Annotated in this window: 29 protein-coding genes; 17 read left to right on the forward strand and 12 right to left on the reverse strand. The window is 69.1% G+C overall.

Translation table 11 applies throughout. The features are described from left to right. The first annotated feature begins 212 nt into the window (after positions 1–212). From ACIRG5_RS21300 to ACIRG5_RS21320, 5 genes are read left to right on the forward strand one after another with little or no spacing between them, the layout of a single operon-like run. A complete protein-coding gene (locus ACIRG5_RS21300; RefSeq protein ID WP_402906987.1) occupies positions 213–1778 on the forward strand; it encodes an ABC transporter substrate-binding protein in 1566 nt (521 codons plus the stop codon). After that, complete coding sequence (locus ACIRG5_RS21305; protein WP_402906989.1) at positions 1745–2749, forward strand: ABC transporter permease; 1005 nt, start codon at positions 1745–1747, stop codon at positions 2747–2749. The genes ACIRG5_RS21300 and ACIRG5_RS21305 overlap by 34 nt, the downstream gene beginning before the upstream one ends. Beyond that, complete coding sequence (locus tag ACIRG5_RS21310) at positions 2742–3626, forward strand: ABC transporter permease (RefSeq protein ID WP_402906991.1); 885 nt, start codon at positions 2742–2744, stop codon at positions 3624–3626. Before ACIRG5_RS21305 ends, ACIRG5_RS21310 begins: the two co-directional genes overlap by 8 nt. Next, on the forward strand, positions 3620–4522 hold the full coding sequence (locus ACIRG5_RS21315) for an ABC transporter ATP-binding protein (protein WP_402906993.1): 903 nt from the start codon (positions 3620–3622) through the stop codon (positions 4520–4522). The genes ACIRG5_RS21310 and ACIRG5_RS21315 overlap by 7 nt, the downstream gene beginning before the upstream one ends. Next, on the forward strand, positions 4504–5142 hold the full coding sequence (locus ACIRG5_RS21320) for an ABC transporter ATP-binding protein (protein WP_402906995.1): 639 nt from the start codon (positions 4504–4506) through the stop codon (positions 5140–5142). Before ACIRG5_RS21315 ends, ACIRG5_RS21320 begins: the two co-directional genes overlap by 19 nt. Here ACIRG5_RS21320 and ACIRG5_RS21325 read toward each other — a convergent pair. From ACIRG5_RS21325 to ACIRG5_RS21345, 5 genes are read right to left on the reverse strand one after another with little or no spacing between them, the layout of a single operon-like run. Then, entirely contained in the window at positions 5114–5638 is a 525-nt protein-coding gene (locus ACIRG5_RS21325; RefSeq protein WP_402906997.1) for a class F sortase, read from the reverse strand. The two genes, ACIRG5_RS21320 and ACIRG5_RS21325, sit on opposite strands and share 29 nt — an antisense overlap. Beyond that, positions 5638–6381 (reverse strand): DUF4397 domain-containing protein, encoded by a 744-nt coding sequence (locus ACIRG5_RS21330; RefSeq protein WP_402906999.1) that lies wholly within the window; start codon positions 6379–6381, stop codon positions 5638–5640. The genes ACIRG5_RS21325 and ACIRG5_RS21330 overlap by 1 nt, the downstream gene beginning before the upstream one ends. Before the next feature lie 45 nt (positions 6382–6426). After that, positions 6427–7284 (reverse strand): PfkB family carbohydrate kinase, encoded by an 858-nt coding sequence (locus ACIRG5_RS21335; protein ID WP_402907001.1) that lies wholly within the window; start codon positions 7282–7284, stop codon positions 6427–6429. Positions 7285–7317: 33 nt separating this feature from the next. Next, positions 7318–8067: a hypothetical protein gene (locus ACIRG5_RS21340; RefSeq protein ID WP_402907003.1), complete on the reverse strand. Its 750-nt coding sequence runs from the start codon at positions 8065–8067 to the stop codon at positions 7318–7320. Between the two features lie 25 nt (positions 8068–8092). Continuing rightward, positions 8093–9217 (reverse strand): GAF domain-containing protein, encoded by a 1125-nt coding sequence (locus ACIRG5_RS21345; protein WP_402907005.1) that lies wholly within the window; start codon positions 9215–9217, stop codon positions 8093–8095. A 128-nt stretch (positions 9218–9345) separates the two neighbouring features. Between ACIRG5_RS21345 and adh the strand changes: the two genes are divergently transcribed. The 6 genes from adh (at position 9346) to ACIRG5_RS21375 (ending at position 14771) form a co-directional block, all read left to right on the forward strand. Then, positions 9346–10869, forward strand: a complete 1524-nt coding sequence (gene adh, locus ACIRG5_RS21350; protein WP_402907007.1) for an aldehyde dehydrogenase — start codon at positions 9346–9348, stop codon at positions 10867–10869. After that, positions 10869–11219 carry a DUF779 domain-containing protein gene (locus ACIRG5_RS21355; protein WP_402907008.1) on the forward strand — a complete coding sequence of 117 codons (351 nt, stop codon included), beginning with the start codon at positions 10869–10871 and terminating at the stop codon, positions 11217–11219. Before adh ends, ACIRG5_RS21355 begins: the two co-directional genes overlap by 1 nt. 11 nt (positions 11220–11230) lie before the next feature. Continuing rightward, on the forward strand, positions 11231–12085 hold the full coding sequence (locus tag ACIRG5_RS21360; protein WP_402907010.1) for a hypothetical protein: 855 nt from the start codon (positions 11231–11233) through the stop codon (positions 12083–12085). Beyond that, complete coding sequence (locus tag ACIRG5_RS21365) at positions 12082–12933, forward strand: hypothetical protein (RefSeq protein ID WP_402907012.1); 852 nt, start codon at positions 12082–12084, stop codon at positions 12931–12933. The genes ACIRG5_RS21360 and ACIRG5_RS21365 overlap by 4 nt, the downstream gene beginning before the upstream one ends. Before the next feature lie 69 nt (positions 12934–13002). Beyond that, positions 13003–14274, forward strand: coding sequence for an alpha/beta hydrolase family protein (locus tag ACIRG5_RS21370; RefSeq protein WP_402907014.1), 1272 nt, complete (start codon positions 13003–13005; stop codon positions 14272–14274). Positions 14275–14384: 110 nt separating this feature from the next. Beyond that, a complete protein-coding gene (locus tag ACIRG5_RS21375) occupies positions 14385–14771 on the forward strand; it encodes an SgcJ/EcaC family oxidoreductase (RefSeq protein ID WP_402907016.1) in 387 nt (128 codons plus the stop codon). Here the strand turns inward: ACIRG5_RS21375 and ACIRG5_RS21380 are convergent. Beyond that, positions 14768–15811: a chitinase gene (locus ACIRG5_RS21380; RefSeq protein WP_402907017.1), complete on the reverse strand. Its 1044-nt coding sequence runs from the start codon at positions 15809–15811 to the stop codon at positions 14768–14770. The genes ACIRG5_RS21375 and ACIRG5_RS21380 overlap by 4 nt on opposite strands. A gap of 175 nt (positions 15812–15986) precedes the next feature. Then, a complete protein-coding gene (locus ACIRG5_RS21385) occupies positions 15987–16607 on the reverse strand; it encodes a hypothetical protein (RefSeq protein ID WP_402907019.1) in 621 nt (206 codons plus the stop codon). A 286-nt stretch (positions 16608–16893) separates the two neighbouring features. On the opposite strand from ACIRG5_RS21385, the gene ACIRG5_RS21390 reads away from it, so the two are divergent. Both ACIRG5_RS21390 and ACIRG5_RS21395 read left to right on the forward strand, forming a co-directional pair. Beyond that, positions 16894–17340, forward strand: a complete 447-nt coding sequence (locus tag ACIRG5_RS21390) for a hypothetical protein (RefSeq protein ID WP_402907021.1) — start codon at positions 16894–16896, stop codon at positions 17338–17340. A 577-nt stretch (positions 17341–17917) separates the two neighbouring features. Then, on the forward strand, positions 17918–18166 hold the full coding sequence (locus tag ACIRG5_RS21395; RefSeq protein WP_402907023.1) for a hypothetical protein: 249 nt from the start codon (positions 17918–17920) through the stop codon (positions 18164–18166). A gap of 39 nt (positions 18167–18205) precedes the next feature. Here the strand turns inward: ACIRG5_RS21395 and ACIRG5_RS21400 are convergent, their stop codons facing one another. From ACIRG5_RS21400 to ACIRG5_RS21415, 4 genes are all read right to left on the reverse strand, one after another. Further along, positions 18206–19129, reverse strand: a complete 924-nt coding sequence (locus tag ACIRG5_RS21400) for a zinc-binding alcohol dehydrogenase family protein (RefSeq protein WP_402907025.1) — start codon at positions 19127–19129, stop codon at positions 18206–18208. Between the two features lie 106 nt (positions 19130–19235). Then, on the reverse strand, positions 19236–19631 hold the full coding sequence (locus tag ACIRG5_RS21405; protein WP_402907027.1) for a MerR family transcriptional regulator: 396 nt from the start codon (positions 19629–19631) through the stop codon (positions 19236–19238). Between the two features lie 206 nt (positions 19632–19837). Beyond that, complete coding sequence (locus ACIRG5_RS21410) at positions 19838–20782, reverse strand: SDR family NAD(P)-dependent oxidoreductase (protein WP_402907029.1); 945 nt, start codon at positions 20780–20782, stop codon at positions 19838–19840. After that, on the reverse strand, positions 20779–21723 hold the full coding sequence (locus tag ACIRG5_RS21415; RefSeq protein ID WP_402907031.1) for an SDR family NAD(P)-dependent oxidoreductase: 945 nt from the start codon (positions 21721–21723) through the stop codon (positions 20779–20781). The genes ACIRG5_RS21410 and ACIRG5_RS21415 overlap by 4 nt, the downstream gene beginning before the upstream one ends. Positions 21724–21836: 113 nt before the next feature. Between ACIRG5_RS21415 and ACIRG5_RS21420 the strand changes: the two genes are divergently transcribed. Beyond that, on the forward strand, positions 21837–22388 hold the full coding sequence (locus ACIRG5_RS21420; protein ID WP_330276928.1) for a helix-turn-helix domain-containing protein: 552 nt from the start codon (positions 21837–21839) through the stop codon (positions 22386–22388). Here ACIRG5_RS21420 and ACIRG5_RS21425 read toward each other — a convergent pair. Next, positions 22324–22794: a GbsR/MarR family transcriptional regulator gene (locus ACIRG5_RS21425; protein WP_402907033.1), complete on the reverse strand. Its 471-nt coding sequence runs from the start codon at positions 22792–22794 to the stop codon at positions 22324–22326. The two genes, ACIRG5_RS21420 and ACIRG5_RS21425, sit on opposite strands and share 65 nt — an antisense overlap. Positions 22795–22859: 65 nt before the next feature. Here ACIRG5_RS21425 and ACIRG5_RS21430 point away from each other — a divergent pair, with 65 nt between their 5' ends. From ACIRG5_RS21430 to ACIRG5_RS21440, 3 genes are read left to right on the forward strand one after another with little or no spacing between them, the layout of a single operon-like run. Then, positions 22860–23378 (forward strand): FAD-dependent oxidoreductase, encoded by a 519-nt coding sequence (locus ACIRG5_RS21430; protein ID WP_402907035.1) that lies wholly within the window; start codon positions 22860–22862, stop codon positions 23376–23378. Between the two features lie 11 nt (positions 23379–23389). Further along, on the forward strand, positions 23390–24904 hold the full coding sequence (locus ACIRG5_RS21435; RefSeq protein WP_402907037.1) for an alkaline phosphatase D family protein: 1515 nt from the start codon (positions 23390–23392) through the stop codon (positions 24902–24904). Further along, positions 24901–26022, forward strand: a complete 1122-nt coding sequence (locus ACIRG5_RS21440) for a hypothetical protein (protein WP_402907039.1) — start codon at positions 24901–24903, stop codon at positions 26020–26022. The genes ACIRG5_RS21435 and ACIRG5_RS21440 overlap by 4 nt, the downstream gene beginning before the upstream one ends.

The following is a 26022-nucleotide window of genomic DNA, read 5'->3' on the forward strand; positions in this document are numbered from 1 at the left end:
TGTGCTCATGCTCGACGTGATCGTGCGCGTGTTCCCCATGCGGATGCGTGTGAGTCGTGTCGCCGTGACTGTGCTCGTGGGTATGCACTCCGTTGGTCATGTCTCGATGCTGGCATGAGTCCGGCTTGAGCGCACAGATGCAAGATCTTGCCTATTGCAAGTCCTTTGCTGTTAGCTGCTCCCGGCAACACGGACTTCTGGGGAGGATCTTCATGCGGCGAGCTGTTCTGGTGGCCCTCGTCCTGGTGGCGGGGTGCTCGTCTCCCGACGGCGCGACGACCGGGCCGGCCACGTCGATCGTCATCGGCGCGGGCAGTGAGCCGGAGAACCTCAACCCCGTGCTCGGCTACGCCCCGGACGGCGCCGCGAAGATCTTCGACGGTCTCGTGACGCGGGACGCCTCGCTGGCTCTGAAACCGGCGCTGGCCGCGGAACTGCCGACGGCGTCAGTGGACGGCCTGACGTGGACGGCCAAGCTGCGCAAGGACATCACGTTCTCGGACGGCACGCCGGTGACCGCCGACGACGTCGTGTTCACCTTCAGGTCCGTGCTGGACAAGAAGGTGAACTCCACGATCGCCTCCCGGTTCGACGCGCTGACCGAGGTGAACGCGGTCGACGCGAGCACCGTCGAGTTCACGCTCTCCTACCCGTACGCCCCGTTCGCGCAGCAACTCGCGCTCGGCATCGTGCCCGCCGCGAAGCTCACGGGCACGGACATCAACAGCGCGCCGTTCAACACCGCCCCGGTCGGCACCGGCCCGTACACGGTCGAGTCGTGGCGCAAGGGTGACCGGATGGTGTTGAAGGCCAACGAGAAGTACTGGGGCGGCGCGCCCGCGATCAAGTCCGTGACCGTGGTCTTCGTGCCGGACGACAACGCCCGCGCGACCCGCATGGCCGCCGGCGAGTTCGACGGGACGGTGCTGCCGCCCAAGCTCGCCCAGACCTACCGCGACCGGTCCGGCTACAGGATCGTGCAGAACCCGTCCGCCGACTACCGCGGTCTGGGCATCCCGTCCGAACTGCCGCTCACCTCGTCGCCGCAGGTCCGGCGCGCGATCAACCTCGGCATCAACCGCCAGGCCATGATCGACGCCGTGCTGGCGGGCTCCGGCAAGCCCGCGTCCACACCGATCTCGCCGTACCTGAAGGACTGGTACGACGACAGTTCCGCGTTCGGCTACGACGTCTCCGAGGCCGAGAAGCTGCTGGACGAGGCCGGGTGGCGCAAGGGCGCGGACGGCAAGCGCGCGAAGGACGGCCAGCCGGCGAAACTGCCGGTGCTCTACCCCGCGCCGGACGTGCTGCGCAAGGAACTGGCGCTCGCCACGGCCTCCGACATCGCGAAGCTCGGCATCGACGCGCCCGTCGAGGCCACGACGTTCGAGATCATGCTGCAACGCCAGAGGGAAGCGGCGGCGGTGTGGGGCGGCGGCGACCCGTACGACCCGGATACGGCCGCGTACACGTTGCTGCACTCCCGTTACGCGGGCCAGTCCGGTTACGTCAACATGACGCTGTACAAGAACTCCACTGTGGACACCGCCCTCGACACGGCGCGCCGAAGCCTCGACCCGGCCGCGCGCAAGAAGGCCTACGACGAGTTCCAGACGGCTTACGCGGCCGATCCCGCCTGGGCGTTCCTGGTGTTCCTCGACCACACCTACGTGCTGCGCGACAAGTGGAACGGCCAGGAGACCCAGGTCGAGCCGCACGACCACGGCCTCGTGCACGCGGTGTGGTGGAACCTCGAACGCTGGACGCCGAAGTCGTGACCCGGTCGGTCGGCCTATTCACGTTGCGGCGCCTGGCCTTCGCGGTCCCGGTGCTGCTCGTGGTCAGCTTCGCGCTGTTCGTGCTGGCCAAGGCCAGCCCGTTCGACCCGGTCGAACGCTACTTCGGCGTCCGGATCATCGGTGCCTCCCCGGAACGCGTCGCGCAGCTGCGCGAGAACTGGGGCGTGGACGAACCCGTCGTCGCCCAGTACTGGGCGTGGCTGCGGCACGCTCTGGCGGGCGACCTCGGCGACTCGCTGTCGTTGCAGCAACCCGTGTCCGCGGTGATCGGCGATCGTCTCGGGTGGACGGTGCTGCTGGTGTCGGTCGGCTTCACGCTGGCGCTGGTGCTCGGACTGGTGCTGGGCACTTTCGCGGCGTGGCGGCAGGGATCGTGGCTCGACCGCTCGATCACGGGCAGCTGCTACGCGCTCGAGGCGGCGCCGGTCTTCTGGCTCGGCCTGGCGGTGCTGTACGTGTTCGCTTTGCAGCTGCGGTGGCTTCCCGGTGGCGGCGTGACCACGGGCTCCGAACCGCCGTCCGTCGGCGGGGTCGCGGTCCACATGGTGTTGCCGGTGGCGGTGCTCGCGATCTCGCAGGCGCCGTGGTTCGTGTTGTTCGTGCGGCAGAACCTCCTCGAGTCGTTCACGCAGGACCACGTGATCGGAGCGCGGGCTCGTGGGCTACCTGACCACCTGGTGGTGTCGGGGCACGCGCTGCGCACCTCGCTGCTGCCGTTCCTGACCCTCCTCGGCGCACGACTGCCCGAGCTGATCACCGGGGCGTTGCTGGTGGAGACGGTGTTCTCGTGGCCGGGCATCGCGCGGGCGACGGTGGAGGCGGCGCTGAACGTCGACTTCGCGTTGTTGGGCGCGTTGACCGTGATGGCGACGGGCGTGGTGCTGCTGGGGAACCTGCTGGCCGACGTCCTGTACGCGCTGGCCGACCCGAGGGTGGCGCTCGATGGCTGACCTGCTCTGGCGTCCTGCCCCGCGCAGCCGCCTCACCGCCGCGAGCCCGCCGCGCTCACCGAAGTGGCGACTCCTGCCGTCCGCGATCATCCTCGGGGTCGTCGCGCTGACCGTTCTGGTCGTGCCGCTGTTCGTGGAGCTCAACGAGCAGTACGTCGATCTCGCGATCGCCAACCAGCCGCCGTCCGCCTCGCACCTGTTCGGCACGGACGAGCTGGGGCGCGATGTGCTGCTGCGCTGCGTCTACGCGCTCAGGGTCTCCCTCACCGTCGGCGTGGTCGCCGCGCTGATCTCGGCACTGGTCGGCACGGCGGTCGGGGCGCTGGCGGGGTCGATCGGCGGCTGGTTCGACCGGATCATGATGCGCGTGGTCGACGCGATCGCCTCGGTGCCGCATCTGTTGCTGGGCATCGTGATCGTCGCGATCCTGCGGCCGAGCCTGAGTGCCGTGATCATCTCGATCGCGCTCACGCACTGGCTCACCGCCGCCAGGATCGTGCGGTCGGAGGTGCTGTCGCTGCGGACCCGGCCGTTCATCGACGCGGCGATCGTCGGTGGCGCTTCGAGACTCCAGGTGATGACCCGGCATCTGCTGCCGAACGTCGCCCCGCAGGTCCTGCTCGCGACCACGCTGATGGTGCCGCACGCGGTGTGGCACGAGACGGCGTTGTCGTTCCTGGGCCTCGGTCTGCCGCCCCACGCGGCCAGCATCGGCAACATGATCAACGACGCCCAGCGCTCGTTGCTGATCGGCGGCTGGTGGATGTCCCTGGCGCCGGGACTGCTGCTGATCATCACGACGCTGGCGGTGTCCGGGGTGAGCGGTGTGTGGCGGGATCGGCTGAACCCCAAGCGGCGCACGGAGTTGACGTGGTGAACCTGGAGATCGACCGGGTGTCGGTGCGGTTCGCGCTCAAGGGCGCGACCGTGGAGGCCGTGAACGACGTGTCGCTGCGCATCCGGCCCGGCGAGTGCGTGGCGCTGGTCGGCGAGAGCGGCTGCGGCAAGACGGTGCTGGCGTCGGCGTTGCTCGGGTTCCTGCCCGGCAACGCGGAGACCAGCGGCAGCGCGCGGCTCGGCGACGTCGACCTGCTCGCGGCGACCGACCACGAGCTCGCGACCACGATCCGTGGCCGGCAGATCGGCCTCATCCCGCAGAGCCCGGCGAGCCACCTGACGCCGGTCCGCACCGCGCGTTCCCAGCTCGAAGAGGCCGCGCGGGTCCTCGGGGGAAACGCTCTTCAGGCGGCGGAAAGAGCCGGTCTGCTCCCCGAACACCTCGACCGCCATCCGCACGAGCTGTCCGGTGGCATGGCGCAGCGCGTCGCGAACGCGCTGGCGCTCGTCGGTGATCCGTGGCTGCTGATCGCCGACGAACCGACGACCGGCCTCGACCGCGATCTCGTGGACGGGCTGCTGGACGAGTTCCGCAGGCTCGTCGACGACGGCCACGCCGTCCTGCTGATCACGCACGACCTCGCCGCGGCGCACCGGATCGCCGACCGGATCGCGGTGATGTACGCGGGACGGATCGTGGAGGTCGGCCCGGCCCACGAGGTGCTCGACAACGCGAAGCACCCCTACAGCCGCGGACTCGCCAACGCCCTGCCGGAACGGGACTTCCTGCCGATTCCCGGCCAGCCACCCCTGCTCACCGACCTGCCCGCGGGCTGCGCGTTCGCCCCGCGCTGCGAGCAGGCCACCGCGATCTGCGAGGACCGTCCCGTGCTCACCGACGACCCGCACGCCGTCGCGTGCCACCGCCCGTGCTGACCGCGAACGGCATCACCGCCGGCTACCGCGACCCGGTGATCACCGACATCAGTCTCACCGTCCGGCCAGGACAGACCGTCGGCCTGGCCGGGCCGAGCGGGTCCGGGAAGTCCACCTTGGCCCGTGTGCTCGCGTTGCTGCACAAGCCGTTCGCCGGCACCGTGGAGATCGACGGCGAAACCGTCACCGGGTTCCGGTTCCAGGCGACTCAACGCACCAGGATCGGCGTGCTCTTCCAGCAGCCCCGGCTGTCCGTCGACCCGCGTTTCACCCTCCGCCAGGCGATCGCGGAGCCGCTGAGGAACCAGGACCGCGTCGACGAACTGGCCTCGCTGGTGATGCTCACCGACGACCTGCTGGGCCGCCGTCCGCACGAGGTCAGCGACGGCCAGTTGCAACGCGCCTGCCTGGCCCGCGCGCTGGCGCTGAACCCGCGCTACCTGATCTGCGACGAGATGACGACGATGCTGGACGCCTCCACGACAGCCGCGCTGGTCGGCGTGATCCGCGCCTACCAACGTGAATCGAACGCGGGAGTTCTCGCGATCTCGCACGACACCACGCTGCTGACGAGGTGGGCCGACGAGACCGTCAGACTTTCAGCACCGCGTCCACGATGACGTTGTTGCGGTAGCTGCCCGCGACCCGGTCGAACTCGCCCCCGCACGTCACCAGCCGCAGCTCCGACAACGGCGTCGGCCCGTACACGGCGTCCGTCGGGAACGCGGTCTTCTCCGTCGTGCGGGTGCTGCTCACGACGAACGTGAGCTTGCTGCCGTCCTCGCGTTCGACCAGCACCTCGGCGCCGGGCCGCAGCTCGGGCAGCCGGAAGAACACACCGGGCCCGGTCTTCGAGTCGACGTGCCCCGCGATCACCGCCGGACCGGCGTCGCCCGGCGCGACGCCCTTGGCGTACCACCCGGCCTTGTCCGCGCGCGTCGGCGGCTCCAGCACCCCCGCGGAGTCGACCTTCAACGCCTCCAGCGAGGTGTCGACCCCGATCGACGGGATCAGCACCGTGACCGGTTCCGGCGCCTCGTCCGCGCCGGGACCCTTGACCACGTAGATCAGTGTGACCAGCACGGCCGCTCCCATCAGGAGCTTGCCCTTGGCCATCAGCCGAACCGGAACAGCCGGCCGCGCACCGAGAACATCGCGGCGCCCACGATGAGCGCGATCACGAGCGCGGTGAGCCAGTCCCAGCCGCCCGCCATGCCGCCGAACCCGGTCTCCTGCCCGCCGCCGGGCACGACCTCGGCGCCCTTGGCGTCGGTGCGCAGCTCGATCCGCCGCGCACTGACCAGCATCGAGTAGACGCCGCCGGGTTCGAGCGTGGCCTCCAGCGTCGTGGAGTCCTTCCCGCGCGGCAGCACCTGCAGCCCGTCCTTGCCGGGTAGCATCACGACGTAGCCGGTCGTGGAGTTCGCCTGCACGTTGCGGTGCACGAACACGCTGCCGCGCAGCAGGTCCATCTCGGCGTCACCGGCGTTGATCACCCGCAGCCGCGCCTGCCCGTTCGGCGGCAGGCTGACGTCGTCCTCTAGGACCTTCATCGAGGACGCGATGTCTATGACCGTGTACGCCTTGCCGGCGCCCGCCTGCACGAGCACCGACCGCAGCACCGGGCTCCCTGGATCGGCCCCGGCCGTGCGGAACTCGACGACGTGCTCCCCCGCCTCGACCCGGCGGTACTCGTAGAGCTCGGCGTAGTCGAGGGTGCCGAGCTTGACGCCGTCGAGCGTGGCGTCGACCCGTGCCTGGTCCATCGAGAAATGCCCGAGGCGCACGTACGTGCCTGTCGCGGCATGCGCGGGCGTGGCCGAGAGCAGCAGCAACAGCACAACGGCGAGCACTCGCACGCGGACCCCTCCCCTCACTGGACGTGTCAACGATAACGCGCCTGATCAGCGTGCGGTGAGGTTCGGCCGGCCGCCGGGGTGCGTCACGGTGGCCCCGGAGGCGTCGACGGCGAGCCTCGCCGCCTCGGCCGGGCCGTCTCCACGCGTGAGAGCGAACGTCAGACCCGCCACGAACGCGTCCCCGCCCCCGGTCGTGTCGACCACGTCGGCGTCCCCCAGGGGCAACACCAGTTCTCCCCCGTCCCAGACGAACACATTGCCCACACCGTCCACGGCGAACGCCACGAGCTCTTTCGGCATGAGCTCGCGGGCAGCGCGCACGGCGTCGTCAGCGCTCTTGATCTTCCGGCCGGTCAGCAGCTCTGCCTCGCGGTGATCGGCGCGCACCACGCCGGCACACGCCAGCAGTTCGTCTCGCAGCCGTTCGGGCGCGCCGTCGAGCACCACCCGCCCGGACGCCGCCCGTGCCGCCTTGAGCGCCACCTCGGGCGGTTGCTGCAGCTGCACCACGACGGTGCCCGCACGTGCGATGAGGTCGGCGGGCAGATCCTCCTCGCGCAGCAGCACCTCGTCCGGAACGTCCTCCAGGTACCGCCAGCCGTCGGCCACCACGTCCACGAACAGCGCCGTACGACACCCAGGCCGCCTGACCACGGCATCGGTGGCGATCCCGTCGGCCCCCGCCCGCGCGATCAGGCGTGCGCCGACGTCGTCGTCCCCGACCACGCCCACGAGCGCGACCGGCGCGCCCAGCTGCGCGAGGCCGACCGCGATGTTCGCGCCCTTGCCGCCGAGCATCTCCCGGCGTTCCCGCACGGGCGCCGTGGCGCCGGGACCCGGTACCTCGTCCACGACGAGCACCAGGTCCCGCGCCACCTGTCCGACCACCACGATCTCGTCCACGACGACGGGCTACCCGCTGCGGATCAGTTGATGTCAGCTCCGCGGGAACTGATCGGTGACGTCGTCGCCGTCCGGCAGCACCGCGAACAGGTCCACCGGCGTCCGCTGCGACACCATCTCGCTGCGATGCGCGCGCTTGAGGCGGTCCCTGGCGACGACGACCTGCTGGCTCGGCGCGGACAGCACCAGAACCGGCACCGCGCCCTGCGCGACGTGCGCGCCCACCCGGTCCGCGGTCCCGCGCCCGAACTTGAGCACCTTCCCGTACCGCATCAGGTAGAGCAGGTTCTCCTCGCCGCGCAAGCGCTTGAGCTGCCGCACTTCGCCGCTCTCGTCATCGCGTCCCCACGTGCCGTGCGACTTGGTGAGCCAGCGGAATCCGGTCCACGGCAACCCGTGCACGTCCGTCGCGAGCACGGTCCAGCCGGGCCGGAAGTACTTGGCCAGGCGAACCTTCACGGTCGTCGCGGCGAGGAACTCCGAGTTCTCCCGCCAGGTGCCGTCGAGCTCCAGCCGGTGCGCGATCTTCTGCACCGCCGGATCCGGCACCGACCTGTCGTCCAGGCACACCAGGCACCTCGTGCGCCAGCCGACGCCGCACGAGCGCGCGACACCGCACCAGCCGCACTGCTGGATCTGCACGGGCGCACCACCTGGCCTGTCGTGCAGCACTTTCATCTGGTCGGACACAACCTGCAGGCACGGCGCGCACAAAGCGCACCACGCGACCTCGGTGACCTCCTTGCGTGGCAACCGGGTCATGCAGTTGATGCACTGCTTCACTTTTGCCCTCCCCTTGCGGGAAAGCCTATTCCAGCGCCCTTCGCAGGCGCGAGGAGACGAGAGCGTGACGAGGATCGGTGACCGGGAGCAGCAGGTGCAGGCGTTCGAGCACCTCGGCGTCCTCCCCGCTGTCCGCGAACGACAGCAGCGCGTCGAGATCTCCCCGCTCCAGCACGCCCTTGCGCACCGCGGCGGCGAGGTCTATGCGTTCCTCGCGGACCACCGGAGCGTCCGAACGGGGTAGCAGATCACCGCTGTAGTGCCGGGTGGCCTTACCGGCGTCGCCGGATCGCAACGCCGTCCGCACGTCGAGGAAGTCGCCGCGCACCACCGCATCAAGCCGATACGGCCTCGTCAACAGGACACCACCGAGCTGCGCACGCAGCCGATGCAGCTCCGCGCGGACCGTGGTCGGGTTCCCACGTTCACCATAGAGCAACAATGCGAGTTGCTCGGCCGTGAGTCCCTTGGGGTGCAGCGCGAGCGCCGTCAGCACCTCCGCGTTGCGCAGCGTCAGGCCCAGCGGCCGTCCGTCGAGATCGGCGTGCAACCCGCCCAGGAAGTTCAGCGTGAGCACGTGCTGCCGCGGCGCGAACTGCCCCAGGTGGTGCTCGGCCAGCCGGGCGGCCGCGGACACGAGCTGCGCGACGGCCGGGTGCATGGTCTTCAGCGGCCCGCTGACGTCGACGACCCCCAGCAGCAGCCCCGTGTGGGGGTCGTGGATCGGGCTCGCCGCGCACGTCCAGCCGTGGTAGGTGCGCACGAGGTGTTCGCGGGAGTGCACGGTGACGGACCTGCCGGTCGCCAGCGCGGTGCCCATCGCGTTCGTGCCGATGACGTCCTCGCTCCAGCGCGCCCCCTCGGTGAGGTGGACGCGTTCGGCCTTGTGGCGGACCCCGTTGTCGCCCTCGCACCACAGGACGTGGCCGCGGGTGTCGGTGACGATCATGATCGTGTCGTCCATCGACAACGTGTGCGTGAGCAGCGGGACCGTCGCCGCGAGCGGATGCGCGCCACGCAGGTCGGCGACCTCGTCCGGCGCGTAGACGACCGGCGCCTCGTGCCTGTCCGGGTCGACGCGCGCGGCAAGGGAGCGCCGCCACGACTCGAAGATCACCGGACGCGCGGCACCCAGCTCGACTGGGTCCATTGGTCCAGGATGCAGCCCGTAGCACCACACCGGCAAGCCCGGCGCTACTCCGATCGGATGCAACGTGGGTGAAACGTTGCGGGTTCTACGTTCGCCGCCTGTTCGCAACGACGCGGAAGGCAGGCCCCATGGCGAAGTACGCGGCCCCAGGACAACCGGACAGCGTGATCACCTATCGCGACCGGTACGACCACTTCATCGGAGGCGAGTACGTGCCGCCCGCCAGGGGCCAGTACTTCGCCAACCCCACCCCGGTCACCGGGGAGGACTTCACCGAGATCGCCCGCGGCACCGCGGAGGACGTCGAACGCGCGCTGGACGCCGCCCACGGCGCCTCCCGCGCGTGGGGAAGGACGTCGGTCGCGGAGCGCGCCAACGTGCTCAACAAGATCGCCGACCGCATCGAGGCCAACCTGGAGATGCTCGCGGTCGCGGAGACGTGGGACAACGGCAAGGCGGTCCGCGAGACGCTCGCCGCCGACCTGCCGCTCGCCGTCGACCACTTCCGCTACTTCGCGGGCGCCCTGCGTGCCCAGGAGGGCGGCATCTCGCAGATCGACGAGGATCTGGTCGCCTATCACCTGCACGAACCGCTGGGCGTCGTCGCGCAGATCATCCCGTGGAACTTCCCGATCCTGATGGCGGTCTGGAAGCTCGCGCCCGCCCTGGCCGCGGGCAACGCGATCGTGCTCAAGCCGGCCGAGCAGACGCCGGCGTCGATCCACGTCCTGATGGAACTGATCGCCGACCTCATCCCGCCGGGCGTGCTGAACATCGTCAACGGGTTCGGCGTCGAGGCGGGCAAGCCGCTCGCGTCCTCGCGCCGCGTGGCGAAGGTGGCGTTCACCGGCGAGACGACCACCGGCCGGTTGATCATGCAGTACGCCAGCGAGAACATCATCCCCGTCACGCTGGAGCTCGGCGGCAAGTCGCCGAACGTGTTCTTCTCCGACGTGGCTTCGCAGCGGGATGCCTTCTACGACAAGGCACTCGAAGGCTTCACGATGTTCGCGCTGAACCAGGGCGAGGTCTGCACGTGCCCGTCGCGGGCGTTGGTCCAGAGCGACATCTACGACGGCTTCATGGGCGACGCCGTGGAACGGACCCGCGCGATCAAGCAGGGCCACCCGCTCGACACCGCGACGATGATGGGCGCCCAGGCGTCCAACGACCAGCTCGAGAAGATCCTGTCCTACATCGACATCGGCAAGCAGGAAGGCGCCCGCGTGCTCACCGGCGGCGAGCGCGCCGACCTCGGTGGCGAGTTGTCCGGCGGCTACTACGTGACGCCGACGATCTTCGAGGGCGACAACAAGATGCGGATCTTCCAGGAGGAGATCTTCGGCCCGGTCGTCTCGGTCACCCGGTTCTCCGACTACGACGACGCCATGAAGACCGCCAACGACACCCTGTACGGCCTGGGCGCCGGCGTGTGGTCCCGCGACGGTTCCGTCGCCTACCGCGCGGGCCGCGACATCCAGGCGGGCCGCGTGTGGGTGAACAACTACCACGCCTACCCGGCGCACGCGGCGTTCGGCGGCTACAAGCAGTCCGGCATCGGCCGCGAGAACCACAAGATGATGCTCGACCACTACCAGCAGACCAAGAACCTGCTCGTCAGCTACTCCCCGAACGCCCTGGGCTTCTTCTGATGCCCCGCGTCGCACTGACCTCTGAGGCCGCGGACGTGCTCCGCGGCCTCAGGGCCGAGCACGGCGACCTGATGTTCCACCAGTCCGGCGGCTGCTGCGACGGCTCGGCCCCGATGTGCTACCTGGCCGGGGAGTTCCGCACCGGCTCGTCCGACGTCCACCTCGGGGACCTCGCGGTGGACGGGTTCGTCATTCCTGTGTGGATGTCCGCGGCGCAGTTCGAGTACTGGAGCCACACGCACCTGACGATCGACGTCGTGCCCGGCCGTGGGAGCGGTTTCTCACTGGAGGCACCGCTTGGAATACGTTTTCTGGTGCGCTCTCGACTGCTGGCGGACGACGAGCTCTAGCATGTGGCCGCATGACCGTCCAATGCGGATGCTGCGGAGCCGAGATCACCTCTACGGACCGCATCGACTACAGGCTCAACCGTCCGGAGCAACTGCTCGGCGTGCCCGGCGAGCAACTCGGCGCGCCCACGGGCGGGCTGCTCGTCGGACCGGACGGCGACTCCTACATCCGTTGCCTGCTCCCGGTTCGGCTGACCGGCGGAACCGAGATCGTGTTCGGCGCGTGGACACAGATCAGCAAAGTCGACGCGATGTACGCGCACGCCGTGTGGGACAACGACGACCAGTACGCGAACCTGCGGATCTCCGGCACGTTCGCGAACGTGATCAAGCCGTGGGACCTGCTCGGTGTCCCGGTCGAGGCGGCGGTGCTCAACACCGACGAGCTGCCGTACTTCACCTCGCACCCCGTGCTGGAGCGGGAATGGGACCGCGACGAGGTGCTGTGCCGCATCCGGCACCCGTTGCCGATCCCCGTCCGCGAGACGCTCGGCGAGGTCTGGACCATCGAACGCACCGACGGCATGCGCTGCGTGGTCGACGGCCGCACGGTCAGGTTCACGAGCCCGGACCGCCGGGTGGCGCTCGACGTCTACGCCGACCTCACCGGTGGCAGCGTGAGCGACTTCCTGGGCGCGGTCCTCGACGGCTACCCCGCGAGCGCCGAGCACTCCGTGTCGCACGACGGCCCCGAGTTGCGTCACGCGTTCTGGCTCAGCGAGGTGATCGACGGCCACGAGGAGCAGGTGTTCCACGGGCACGTCGTCCGTCCCGGCACGATGATCTCCGTGCGCTGCGTGTACCGGTATCCGGCAGACAAGGCGTGGGCGCAGCACGTGCTCAACAGCGTCCGGTACATCGGGTGACGGCCTGCGCGTGCTGCGGCACCGAGACCGACGACTCCGGCGCCATCGACCTGGACCTGGGCCTGCCTCCCGGCGTCCGCTCCCCCACGCTCCTGGCCGGCGGCAACGTGCTGCTGACCGACGACGCCGCGTACGCCCGCTGTGTGCTTCCGGTCGAGCTGACCGGCGACCTGGAGCTGTGGTTCGGCGCCTGGATGCGGGTCGATCCAGACGACGCCCGGCACGCGGCCGACTCGTGGGACGGCCCCGGCTACGCCTCGCTGAGGTTCACCGGCACGTTCGCGCACGACGTCAAGCCGTGGGACGGCCTGCGCGGCGCCGAGGTGATCGCCGAGGTCCGCGAGCCCGATGACCTGCCCGAATACGTCCAGCACCCGTTGCTCGGCACGACCTGGGACCGCGACCAGGTGCTCAGCGGCTACCTGGTCGAACTGCCGGTCTCGATCCGGCAGAAGCTGCCCGGCCAGTGGAGCATCGAACGGACCGCGGGCCTCACCCCGCACGTGCTCGAAGAGGGCCTGCGCTTCGCCGGTCCCGGCCGCGCGGTGTTCGTGGACGTCCGCAGGGCCATCGGAACGTCGGCGGAGAAGTTCCTGGAGCTCGCGCTGGAGGGCGCGCCTTCCGTGCCTGAGGACCAGCAGTTCCTCGTGCGCGACGGCGTCGAGCTACGGCACGCGTTGTGGCTCACGACCACTTCGGAGGGCGTGACGCGGCACGAGTTCCACGGCCACGTCGCGCGGTTCGGCGAGATGCTCGTCGTGACGTGCGTGCACGACGACCCGGCCGACCACGCGTGGGCGCGGCACGTGCTGAACAGCGCTCGCTTCCGCCGCGTGACTCGCTCGTAACGTCAGGGAAATCCCAAGTTTGGGTGAGTGAGCTGGACCACTTGCCGAGCTGGACTGACGATTCCCGCCATGAACGTCCTGCTGGCATTCGCACTCACCGCGAGTCTCACGTCGCCGGTGCACCTGCCTCCGACCGCACCGTGCCCGGAGAACGTCCCCGCCGGCACCACCTGCTACGAGGGCCGGGATCCCAACGGCGCGTACTACACGATCGCCGTGCCGAAGAAGTGGAACAAGACGCTGGTCGTGCACTCGCACGGCGGTCCCGACCTGGGCGAGCCCACGCCGGAGCGCACGCGGGACGACCTGAACCGCTGGTCCGTGATGGTCAAGGAGGGCTACGCGTGGGCGGGCACCTCGTACCGGCGCGGCGGCTACGGGACGCGGATGGCGGCCGAGGACACCGACAACCTGCGCGAGATGGTCAGCGCGATGCTCAAGCCGCACAAGGTGTACATCCACGGGCAGTCGTGGGGCGGCAACGTCGCCGCCAAGACCATCGAGCTGTACAAGGGTTATGACGCGGCGCTGCTCACGAGTGGCGTCATGGCCGGTGGTTCGCGCGGGTACGACTACCGCGTCGACCTGCGCGTGGTCTACCAGTACTACTGCGGCAACCACCCGCGGCCGTCCGAGGCGCAGTACCCGCTGTGGCAGGGCCTGCGTCCCGGCTCCACGATGACGACCGCCGGGCTGCGCGGCCGGATCGAGGAATGCCTTGGCGTGGCAGGTAGCCGCACGCCCGAGCAGCAGCAGAAGCTCGACGACATCCTCTCGGTCACGAAGATCCCCGAGGAGACGCTGAACTCGCACCTGAACTTCGCGACGTTCACGTTCCGCGACATCGTGCACCTCCGGCTGGGCGACCGGAATCCTTGGAGCAACGCTGGTGTGGTGTACAAGGGTTCGCACGACGACAAGGCGCTGAACGCCGGTGTCGAACGCTTCGCCGCCGACCCCGCCGCGCGTGCTGAGCTGGCGTACGACAGCGACCTCACCGGCAAGATCGACATCCCGGTGCTGTCGGTGCACGCGATCGGCGACCCGACCGCGTTCGTGGAGCACGAATCCGCCTATCGGGACGTCGTGACGAAGGCCGGCCGTTGGTACAACCTCGTGCAGACCTTCACGACCGAGGCCACGCACAGCGCGTTCAGCGACTCCGAGTACGCCGCGGCCATGCAGTCGCTGGAGGCCTGGGAGAAGTGGGGCGTCCGCTCCAACGCCTTCCTGGTCGCGGCGGCCTGCCCGAGCCACGACAAGAAGTACGGCACGGGGTGTTTCTACAACCCCTGGTACAAGCCGAAGTCCTACGAGTCCCGGGTCGCGCCCCGCGAGTGACCCGCTGAAGAAGGACCCGGCCGTGTGCACCACCTCCATCACGCTGTGCACGGCCGGGCCCGAGTTTCGCCCTTGACCTCCAGATTGGTCGAGGTACGACGATCTTCACCATGACCGACATCGCGGAAATCGAAGAGCTCGTCGCCACAGTCCAGCACTCACAGCAGAACGAGCTCGCGGAGGAGTTCATCGCCCTCTTCCGCGCCGACGCGATCTGGACGACCGCACACGGCAAATGCCTCACCGGCCGCGACGAGATCGCCTCCTTCACCCGCCAGGTCCTGCCCGGCGCGACGAAGGAGGCGACCGCCACGTACGAGGTGGCGCACGTCGTGTTCATCCGCCCGGACGTGGCGGCCGTCAAGATCCGCCAGCGTCCGGTGAAGCCCGACGGCACCGTGATCCCCGACCAGAACGAGGGTTCGCCCCTCTACATTCTGTCCAAAGAGGACGGTTCCTGGAAGATCGCCGCCGGGCAGAACACCATCGTGCTCTAGCGCCCCTGCAGCGACTTCACCTTGTCGCCGAAGGTCCAGTTCTTCGAGCCGTCCCAGTTGATCGACCAGGTCATGAGGCCCTTGAGCTGGCCACCGAAGCTGTTCCACGCCTGCCCCACCAGCGTGGGGTTCAGGTAACCGCCGCCGGCACCGGGCTGCGCGGGCAGACCGGGAACCTGCTTGTCGTAGGGCACCTTGATCGTGGTGCCCTGCACGACCAGTCCCTTGTTCAGGCACTGCGTCTGCGCCACGAACCCCTGCACGGTCCCGGCCGAGTAGCTGTCACCGGCACAGCCGTACATCGATCCGTTGTAGTACTGCATGTTCAGCCACCACAGGCGGCCGTTGTCCGCGTACTTCTTGATGATCGGCAGGTACGCGCCCCAGATCGAGCCGTAGACGACACTGCCGCCCGTCACGTACGCGGTCTCCGGCGCCATGGTGAGCCCGAACCCGGCGGGCATCGCCGCCAGCACGCCGTCGATGATGCGGATCAGGTTGGCCTGCGAGGCCGACAACGAGTTGATGTTGCCGCTGCCGACCAGCCCCGTCTCGATGTCGATGTCGATCCCGTCGAAGTTGTACTTCTTCAGGATCGGCACGACCGTCGCGACGAACCGGTTGGCCACAGCGGTCGAGCTCAGATCGATGCCCGCCGCCGCGCCACCGATCGACAGCAGGATCGTGGCCCCGGCCGCCTTCGCCGCGCACATCTCGGCGGGCGTGGCGACCTTCACGCCGGCGTCCATGCCGTCCTCCCACAGCACGGTGCCGTCGGAGCGGATCACGGGGAACGCCGCGTTGATCACGTTGTAGCCGTGCTGCTTGATGCGGCTGTCGGTGATCGGCGTCCAGCCGAACGGCGGGTGCACCCCGTTCGACGCGCCGTCCCAGTTCTCCCAGTACCCGTGCAGGACCTTGCCTGCCGGACGGGGCTTGAGCGCGCAGGTGTCGGCCGCCTGGGCGGCGGACGGGACGAGCAGGGTGCTCATGAGCAGAAGCAGGGCGGTCAGTGCCCTCAGCAACAAGCGGGCAGACATTCGCTCACCTTTCGCTTACAGGCGGCGACCCGCTGTCATTGAAGCACGAAATGGTCCAGACCTCTACCGGGAGGTCTGGACCAGACCGCCGTTCACAGACCTCAAGGCTCGGCCTCTCGGCTACGCGTCGGCGATGATCGAGGCCGATGTCGGGTTCATCGCCCCCGCGTCCGCTCTATCCGCACGCCGCCAGGACAAGGCAGAGCAGTTCGCCCTCGTCGTCGACGATCTCGTAGCCGGTGACGTACTCCGAGTCGTGCACGGGGAAGACGAGGGCGTTGGCACCGGTCTCCCGGTCCACCACGACGTTCGTCCAGTTGTCGCTGCGGTGGCGTGGCCCTTTGGCCAGGATGCCGTCCCGTGCGTCACGGACGAACGAGGACGCGTCGTCCACGTTCGGGAGCGAGTGACGCATGGCCTCTTCACCCCACAGGACGGCGAAGTCCTCGATCAGGTGGACGTCGTGGTAGCCCGCGACGTCCCAGTTCGCCCTCTCGATCCGATCGGGCTCGGTCAGTGGGATCACGACCATGGTGACGGTGTGCCAGAACGCCTCGGGGTCCTCGTCCTGCGGGGGAAAGGCGCAGGTTCCCGCGTACACCGGGTGAGTACCCGCCGGGAGTTGATGGCTGAACCCTCCTTCGGTGAGCCACGGGGTCTCCCAGGTGATCGGACCGTCCACCACGACGAGATCACCGGCGTGGTCGAACCACGTGGGCCTGACCAGCTTGGAGTACGCCGGCGGAGCCGGCGCGTACTTGTCGGCCAGGCGCCACAACAGTTCTTCCACCTTCACGGGTCGTGTCCTCCTGGTTGATCGCCATCCCGTCGCATCCGGCTCTCCGCACAGCAACCGAAATGAAGCTGCCCAGGTCAGCGCGACAGTCACCGGACGAGATGGACAGCTAGTTCGACATCGCACAAATCAAGGCACCTCGCCACCGGCGATGAATGTACAAGCCCGGCAAGTCAATCCAAGCTCCCGCTTGATCGGGGGCTCCGCCAGGGTGTTCGGTCGTGGATCGGCATAGACGACACCGGGCTCGGTATGTCGCGGCGAGTGCCGAGAAGCAGCCGGCGCGTTGCCGGTGATCGCCGATCACCGTCGCCGTCTGGATCTGGCGGGGATCGTCGACCCGGTGTGCCCGATTCGCGACATAGCGACCCTGACCCGTGGGCAGGTGATCGAAACGCTGGTCGCGAACCGGGTGACCTCGCCGGCGCCGCTGGTCCGGGTGGCCGGCCGGACAGGCATGCACGCGGTGGAGGAGATCGGCCGCGCGCTGGACGCGATCGCCCCCGAACTCGACCACATCATCGGATCCGTTGGCGCGCAGGCGATCTCAATGTTCGGGCTGGACACGTCCCGGCTGCATCAGGACATGACCTCGATCTCGCTGCACGAGGCCCACGACCACGCCGACGCCGACCACCCGGCACCGGAGTTCGGGCATTCCCCAAGACCGCCGCCTGGACCTGAAACAGATCCAGGCCGGGCCGGCGGTCACCGGCGACGGCGGAGCCGGTGAGGTCGCCCAAGTCGTCGGCGCGATGACCGAACTGCAGAAGATGGCCACGCAATGGGACCTTCCTGCTGATCGGGGACTCCAAGCTGGTGTCATACGGCGATGTCTCGGCGATGATCGACGCCGGTGCCGGGTTCATCGCCCCTGCTTCCAAGGCCTGCACACCCGTCGCCGAACGTGGCCGGTGGCGGGTCACCGAGGACACCCTGACCCTGACCGGGAAACGCAAGTGTGGCCCGATACTCACGCTGCGGCGGGTGTTCGTGCATTCCACCGCCCGAGCACACGCCGCGGCCACGGCGGACCCGCAAACTCGACCGCGCCACCGGTGATCTGGAGCGCCTGCAAGGCGGTCTGGGGTCCAGGCACCACCCCGACGAGAACACGGTGACCATCCGGATCGCCGCGATCGCCTCCGCCCGCCGGGTCACCGCCTACCTGCGCACCCAGGCCGGTATCGATCCCGCCACCGACGGCGGGTACGCCCTGCTGACCAACCTGCCCACCGACGTCACCCGGCCGAGATCCTGCGCCGCTACAAAGGGCAGGAAGTCGTGGAACGCCGCTACAGCACCATCAAATGCCCCTGGCTGTCTCGCCGATGTTGCTGAAGAACAACCGGCGCGTCGCCGCCCTCATCACCGTGATCTGCCTCGTGCTGCTGGTCTTCGAGGCGCTGGTCCGACTCCGCCTCATCCCGCCGTCAACAGGCAGCCAGGGATTCCTCAACCACCACCACTCCAAGCCCGGCTGCTGGACCTGCTCGGTGTCGACCCCACCCGGCCACGATGACCAAACAACACCCCACTCGACGATCACCCCGAGCTGATCGATCCCCAGGTGCGGAATGCCCGGCCAGCTCTCGCGCTCATGCCACCTTGATGACGACCTTGCCCGAGGTGTGACCGTTCTCGACGGTGGCGAGGGCAAGCGGGGCGTCGAAGAGTGAATGGACCGCGGTGATCACGGGTGCGAGGACTCCGTCGAGGGCCAGCCGGGCTGACCGTTCCAGGTTCTCGCGGTCGAGGCGGCGTTCGACGAAACGTCCACCGAGATCGGTCACCGACGCATCCCCTACGGCGATGACGGTGCGGGGATCCCTGGCCAGCGGCGCGACCGTCCGCAGCGAGGCGCCTCCGACCAGGTCGACGATCCCGTCGAAGCCGTCCGGAACCAGTTCGCGCGCCGCGGCGACCACGTCCTCGGCGGCGTAGTCGATGAACCGCACCCCGACGGCTTCGGCGTGCTCGCGCTTGGCGGTGCTCCCGGTGCCGATCACCCGCAGTTCGCGGCTGATGGCCAGCCGGGCGACGGTGAGACCGACCCCGCCGCCGACCCCGTTGACCAGGACCGTGGCACCGGCCGGGAGGCCGAGCTGGTCGAGCGCGTCCACCGCGGTCGTCCCGGCCACCGGCAGCGTTGCCGCCACGGTGGTGGACAGGCCGGCCGGAACACGTGCGGTGTTCGGCGCGGACAGCACCGTCGTCTCGGCGTAGGTGCCGCCACCGGTGAGCGCGAAGCCGAAGACCGCGTCACCCACCTCGAGCCCGTCGACGTCCTCGCCCAGGGCGAGGACGGTTCCCGCTGCCTCCATGCCCAGCACGCGGGGAAACGGACGCCCGCCGTCGAGTCCGGGGACCAGTCCCGAGCGCACGAGGTGGTCGAGGGGGTTCACGCCGGCGACGTCGACCCTGATCAGCACTTCGCCGCGACCGGGGACGGGATCGGGACGATCGAAGAACTCCTGCACCTCGGGCCCGCCGTGCTTGCCGAAACCCCATGCCTGTCCCATTTTCTGCCGCCTCCCAAGTGACCGGCCCGGTGATTGCGGGCCCTGTCACCACCTTCACCCCTGACATCGATGTGAAGGGCAAGCAGCTGAGGCGCGGGTCACACCATCAGGCCGGCTGCGCCACCTGTTCCGGGATCCTGGACAACTCCGCCCGGTGGCGACTGTTGATCTGCATCAGCGCATCGAGTGCATCCCGTTCCTCGGTCAGCTGCGCGATGTCGGCGTCGATCCGGTCGCGCTCGCGCGTCATCGCCATGTACGTCTCCTCGGCGACGCCCAGATCATCGGGGAGATCCACGCACGGCAGCACAGTCGCGATCACCCGGCTGGGCAGGCCCGCGTCGAACAGCTGCCGGATGAGCGACACGCGGTCGACCTCGGCATCGGAGTAGTGGCGTTGCCCCGCGTCGGAGCGCGAACTGGTCAGCAGTCCTTGCTCTTCGTAGTACCGCAGTGAGCGCGGACTCACGCCCGTGCGCCTGGACAGTTCGCCGATCCGCATCTCTCAAATCTACTCCGCCACAACCGACAGGACGGTGGGCCTGACCCTGCGACCGAGCACACCGAACACGAAGAGGGAACACGATCTGGTGTTCTACTTGTGTTGCGCCCCAACGGCTCTCATCGACGACGGACTGATCCGAGTGACCGGAGTGCGACGGGCGCGCACCACGGCTCGACCACGCCGCCCTGGACTTCGCCGGAGGCTCAGGCCGCCTTCAGCGACCAGAGCGTCTCCTCGGAGACCTTCCACAGCTGGGCCGCCGCCTCCGGGTCCTGCGCGTACGGTGCGACGCCACGCATGTGGCTGCCGCCCGAGACCGGGGCGGCCTCGTTGCAGTCCTCGAAGTACCTGCCCGAGATGCCGTCCAGCAGCGGCGTGGTGGCCACGACGAGCGTGGTCGCGGCGCCCTGTTCCGGGGTCTTCATGCGGCGGGTGGCCGCGGCGCCGCTTTGGCGGATGCGCTCCTGCAGTTCCTCCTGGGTGAGGTGGCGCTGGAGGTTCGTGGCGATGCTGCCGGGCATGAGGGCGTTCATCGTGATGCCCTCAGGGGCCCAGCGGGTGCCTGCCTCCACGCCGAACAGGATGTTCGCCGTCTTGGACTGGCCGTAGGCCTGCCAGCGTTCGTACTCGCGGTGGGCGTAGTGGATGTCGTCGAACACGACCTCGCTCATGAGATGCGCGGACGAGCTGACGTTCACCACGCGGGCGCCTTCGGCTCGCAGCGAGTTGAACAGGCCCAGGGTGAGGGCGAAGTGGCCGAAGTGGTTCGTGGCGAACTGGAGTTCCCAGCCCTCCTGCGTGCGGGTGAACGGGGTGGCCATGACACCCGCGTTGTTGATCAGCAGGTGCAGCGGGCCGTCCCAGTTGCGGGCGAACGCCTTCACCGACTCCTGCGAGGAGAGGTCGAGACGGGCCACGGAGATCCGCTTGTTGCCGGTCGACCTGCAGAGCGACGTGGCCACGCGCTGGCCCGCGTCGACGTCCCTGGCCGCGATCGTGACCTCGGCGCCGGCCGTGGCGAGGGCGCGCACCGTTTCCACGCCGATGCCCGAGGCACCGCCGGTGACGACGGCGCGGCGGCCGGCGAGATCGGCTACGTCCGCGACTTCCTGGGCCGTCGTGTCGAACCCGAATCCTGTGGTGATCATGCCTGCACCTTCAACGTTTCCTCGGAGACCTTCCACAGCTCGGCGGCGGCCTCGGGGTCGACCGCGTAGGCGGCGACACCGTTGGTCATGCCCTCGGTGTGGGGAACGGCCTCGTTGCAGTCTTCGAAGTAGAGGCCCGAACGGCCCTCCACCAAGGGGGACACGGCGAGCACCAGCGTGGTGGCCGCGCCCTGCTCCGGCGTCTTGAGCCGCAACGGCTTGTCGCCGCCGCGCAGCTTGATGCGCTCCTGCAGTTCCTCCTGCGTGATGTGGCGCTGCAGCGCCGTCAGGATGCCGCCCGGCATCAGGGCGTTCATCGTGATGCCGTCTGAGGCCCAGCGCTTGCCCGCCTCGACGCCGAACAGCACGTTCGCGGTCTTGGACTGGCCGTACGCCTTCCAGCGGTCGTACTCGCGGCGCTCGAAGTGGATGTCCTCGAACACCACCGGGCTCGACAGGTGGCCCGCCGAGCTGACGTTGACCACGCGGGCGCCCTCGGCGCGCAGCGCGGCGAACAGGCCCAGCGTCAGCGTGAAGTGGCCGAAGTGGTTCGTGGCGAACTGGAGCTCCCAGCCCTCCTGCGTGCGGGTCAGCGGCGAGGCCATGACACCCGCGTTGTTGATCAGCAGGTGCAGCGGGCCGTCCCACGCCGCGGCGAAGGCCTTGACCGACTCCTGCGAGGTCAGCTCCAGCGGAGCGACCAGAACCGCCTCGTTGCCCGTGGAAGCGGACACCTCGGCGGCGACCTTCCGGCCGGCCTCGACGTCGCGCGCCGCGATGGTGACCTCGGCGCCCGCGGCGGCGAGAGCCCGCACGGTCTCGACGCCGATGCCCGACGCCCCACCGGTGACCACGGCGCGGCGGCCGGAGAGGTCGACGCCCCCGACGACCTCGAGAGCGGTGCTCCCGAACCCGAACGGGGTGGTGATGCGCTCACTCATCTGGTTTCCCCAACCTGTGTCGTACACTGAAACGGAGGTTCCTCCGGTTCGGGTTCCACCGTAAACGGAGGGGGCTCCGTTTAGCAAGTGACGTACCCCATAGGAGTGATGAAGTGCGTGCAGACGCGGTCCGGAACCGAGGGCTGCTGATCGAGGTGGCGCTCGACGCGTTCACCCACGAGAAGGACGCGACGCTCGGCGCCATCGCCAAGAAGGCGGGCGTCGGCATCGGCACGCTGTACCGCCACTTCCCCACCCGCGAGGCGTTGATCGAGGCGGTCTACCGCACCGAGCTGGAGAAGCTCTGCGACGCCGCGCCCGAGCTGCTCGAGACCCACGAACCCGAAGCCGCGCTACGGGAGTGGATGGACCGCTTCATCGCCTACGCCGCGACGAAACGCGACCTCAAGGACGCGCTGCAGGCCGTGATCGCCCTGGGCCTCAACCCGTTCGAGCACAGCCGCGCGAAGATGACCGAGGCCGTGTCGAGCCTGCTCGCACCCCTCGGCGCGCAGACCGAACCCATGGACCTGATGGCGCTGCTGATCGGCGTCGCGCAGAACGGCGACCCGGCTCAGGCGAAGCGGATGCTGGACCTGATCATGAACGGCGTTCTCCACGACGCTGCTGCTCGAACCGCTCCACCAGCACCGGCGCCTCGTTGATCAGGAAAGTGTAGAAGTCCCGCATGTACTCCAGCCGGTCGTGCGCGCGACCGGGTCCGACCGCGCCGACGCCCTTCTCCACGGCGTCCAGCACGTCGGTGACCACGGAGTGCTGGCGCGAGTAAAGAGTCGTCCAGGCGTTGTCGCGCATCCGGAAGTGCTCTCGCCGGCTGCCCGCGACGTAGATCCGCTCGATCAGGCCCATCTGCGCGACCATCTTGATCGCGCCGGACACCGATCCCGCGCTCACACCCAGCTCCTGAGCCAGGTCCCCCGCGGTCAGCGACTCCTCCTCCGAGAACAGGAACGCCGCGATCGCCCGCGCGCCCATCCGCTGCATCCCGGCGCCGACCAGCGCCAGCGCCAACTGCTCGGCGGCTTCCCTGCGCTCTGTCTCGCCCGTCACAGTCATCCTGTCTTCAGAAATTTCTGAACGTTCGCTAGCCTCAATCCTAGGGGAAGGGGCTGGTCATGGCCACAGCACTCGTCGTCGGGGCCGGGGTCTCCGGCCTCGCCACCGCACTGAGACTCGCGCGCAGCACGTGGGACGTGGTCGTGCTCGACCACGGAACCCACCACGAACCGGTCGTGCTCACCGGCCCGGACCGCCACGCCGCGAAAAGGCTCGCCGCACTCCCCCATCCGCTGCATTACGAGACCCGCCGCAGCAAGGTGACCGCACTGCACCCCGACCGGTTCGGCGTCACAGTCGCGTTCAACGACCACGACGACGAGTGGTTCGACATCGTCGTGTGCGCCCAGCCGTGCTGCGAGGCGGAGCGATTACCCGGTCTCTGCCTCGAAACCTGGTCCCGCGACCACGTGGCCCTGCTCTACCGCGCCGTCCGCGACACCGGCCTCCCGCTCAGCGCTGCCGAACTGCTCGCCGACGCGTTCGACATCCACCACGACGACATCGCCGCTTTCGCTTGGTGGGAAACCACTCTGAAGCCACACGCCGTTAGGCGGACCTTTACCCGCGTTCGGTAAGCCTGCGGGTCATGACCACGTTACGGAGACGTACCTTCATCGTGGGCGGCCTCGCGGGAGCGAGCGCCGGAGTTCTACTTCCCGCACTGGCCAACGCGATCGGCTATCCCTTCACCCTGGGCGTCGCGTCCGGCGAACCGGCGGCCGACGGGTTCGTGATCTGGACCCGCCTCGCCCCCAGCCCGCTGAACGCCGACGGTCTCGGCGGCATGCCGAACACCGACACCGCCGTCGAATGGCAGGTCGCCACCGACGAACGCTTCACCGCCATCGTCCGCACCGGCACGTTCACCACCACCCAGGCAAGCGCTCACGCCGTGCACGTCACCCTCACCGGCCTGGAGCCGGGACGGGAGTACTGGTACCGCTTCCGCACCAGCGGTCACATCTCCCCCGTCGGCCGCGCCCTCACCGCACCGGCCGTAGGCACCTCGCCCGCACTGACCATGCTCTTCGCCTCGTGCGCGCACTACGAGGAGGGCTACTTCACGGGCTACCGCCGGATGGCCGAGGAACACCCCGACCTGATCCTGCACCTCGGCGACTACATCTACGAAGGCGCCGCCACCACCACGAAGGTCCGCAAGTTCGCCCCCGCCACCGAGATCAGCACGCTCGCGAACTACCGGGTCCGCCACGCCCAGTACAAGACCGATCCGGACCTGCAGGCCGCGCACGCCACCGCACCGTGGCTGGTCGTCTGGGACGACCACGAGGTCGAGAACAACTACGCCAACCTCGTCCGCAACGACAGCAGCCCCGCCGGTGACTTCACTGCTCGCCGCGCCGCCGCGTACAAGGCGTACTACGAACACATGCCGCTGCGGTCCGCCCAGGCGCCGACCGCCGCGAACATGCTGCTGCACCGCAGGGTCCGCTGGGGCAGCCTCGCCACGTTCCACATGCTCGACACCCGCCAGTACCGCAACGATCAGGCGTGCGGTGACGGCACGAAGGTCTGCCCCGCCGCCGACGACCCGGCCCGCACCCTCACCGGCACTTCGCAGGAGACGTGGCTGATCGACGGCCTCAGGCAGAAGCTCGGCACCTGGGACTTCCTGGGCCAGCAGGTGTTCTTCGCGCAACGGCTCGCCGCCGCGGACGGCTCCAAGAGCATGGACGCGTGGGACGGCTACACGGCCAACCGCACGCGCATCCAGAACGCGTGGGACACCAACGGGAACAAGGGCACGGTCGTGCTCACCGGCGACGTGCACCGCAGTTGGGGCGCGAACCTCATGCAGAACTACGGAACGCAGAACCGGATCATCGGCACCGAACTCGTCACGACGTCGATCACGTCCGGCGGTGACGGAAACGCGGCCGACAACAGCCTCAACCCGACGCTGAACCCGCACGTCAAGTACTTCAAGAACCTGCGCGGCTACGTGAAGACGCAGACCACGCCGACGGAGATGCGGGTCGACTACCGGGCCGTCGACAAGGTCAGCGTGCGCGACTACCCGGTCAAGACCGTCGGCAGCTACGTCGTCGAAGCGACCAACCCCGGATTGCAGGCGCCGTGAAGACACTGCTGATCGCGAGCCTCCTGCTGGCACCCGCCCCGATGACGTGGTCCACGGTCAACAGCGACTCGACCGGAGACCAGGACAACGCGTCCGTGAGCGCCACCCGCAACGGCTACACGGCCGTCGTGTGGGAGGACGACCGCGACACCACCGAGCCCACCGACCCGATCCACTCGGACGTCTGGATCCGCCTCTTCAAGGAGGGAGCGGCGGTCTACGAGAAGAAGCTCTCCACCGGCGGTACCGGCAACTGGCGGCACTGGCAGCCGGACGTGTCGCTGCACGAGGACGGCAGCGCGGTCGTCGTGTGGTCCGAGGACCCGGACGGCAACGGCTACTACAACATCGCGGTCCGCTCGGTCAGCGCGTCCGGGACCGTGTCGGGTTCCGGCACGGCCAACGCGAGCGCGGACGGCCAGCAGTACTTCCCCAGCGTGGCGGCGGATCCGGACAGCGGTGGCTTCGCGGTCACGTGGGAGGACCGGCAGGGCACCGCCGCGCCCACCGTGCGGGTGAGCGTGTTCGCGTCCCTGAGCTCCAAGACCTACGAGGCCCAGGTCAACAACGCCGGCGGCACCCACGCGAAGCCCCAGGTCGCGATGAGTGCGGCGGGCAACGCGATCATCGCCTGGGAGGCCGACGCGAACGTCGCCCGCAAGATCGTCACCGCGGCCGGGGGCGTGAAGCAGGCGCAGACCACGACGGGGCAGGGGAAACGCCCCGCCGTGGCGGCCAACTTCAACGGCGACTTCGCCATCGCCTGGGAGCAGTCCGGAGTCCGCACCCAGTCGTTCACGGCGGCCGGAATCTCACGGGGTGCCGTCGCGCAGACCACCGGCACCGACCCGCAGATCGGCATCGACGACCAGCTCGGCGTCGCGGTGACCACGACGGAGGCGCAGGACGTCCACACCAGCGTCTACAACCCCGACGGCACCGCCACGGGCCGTCCCGACCGGCAGCTCACGGTCTCGACCGCCACCGGCAGGCAGGACGAACCCGCCGTGGGCGTCGACCCGTGGGGCCGCGTCACCGTCGTCTACACCGACGACAACGACGGCAACGGCTTCGACCAGATCTACCTGGGCACCGGCCTGACCACCCAGCAGTGGTGA

This window comes from Lentzea sp. NPDC102401 (genome assembly GCF_044765805.1).
In the GTDB taxonomy this organism is placed as follows: domain Bacteria; phylum Actinomycetota; class Actinomycetes; order Mycobacteriales; family Pseudonocardiaceae; genus Lentzea; species Lentzea sokolovensis.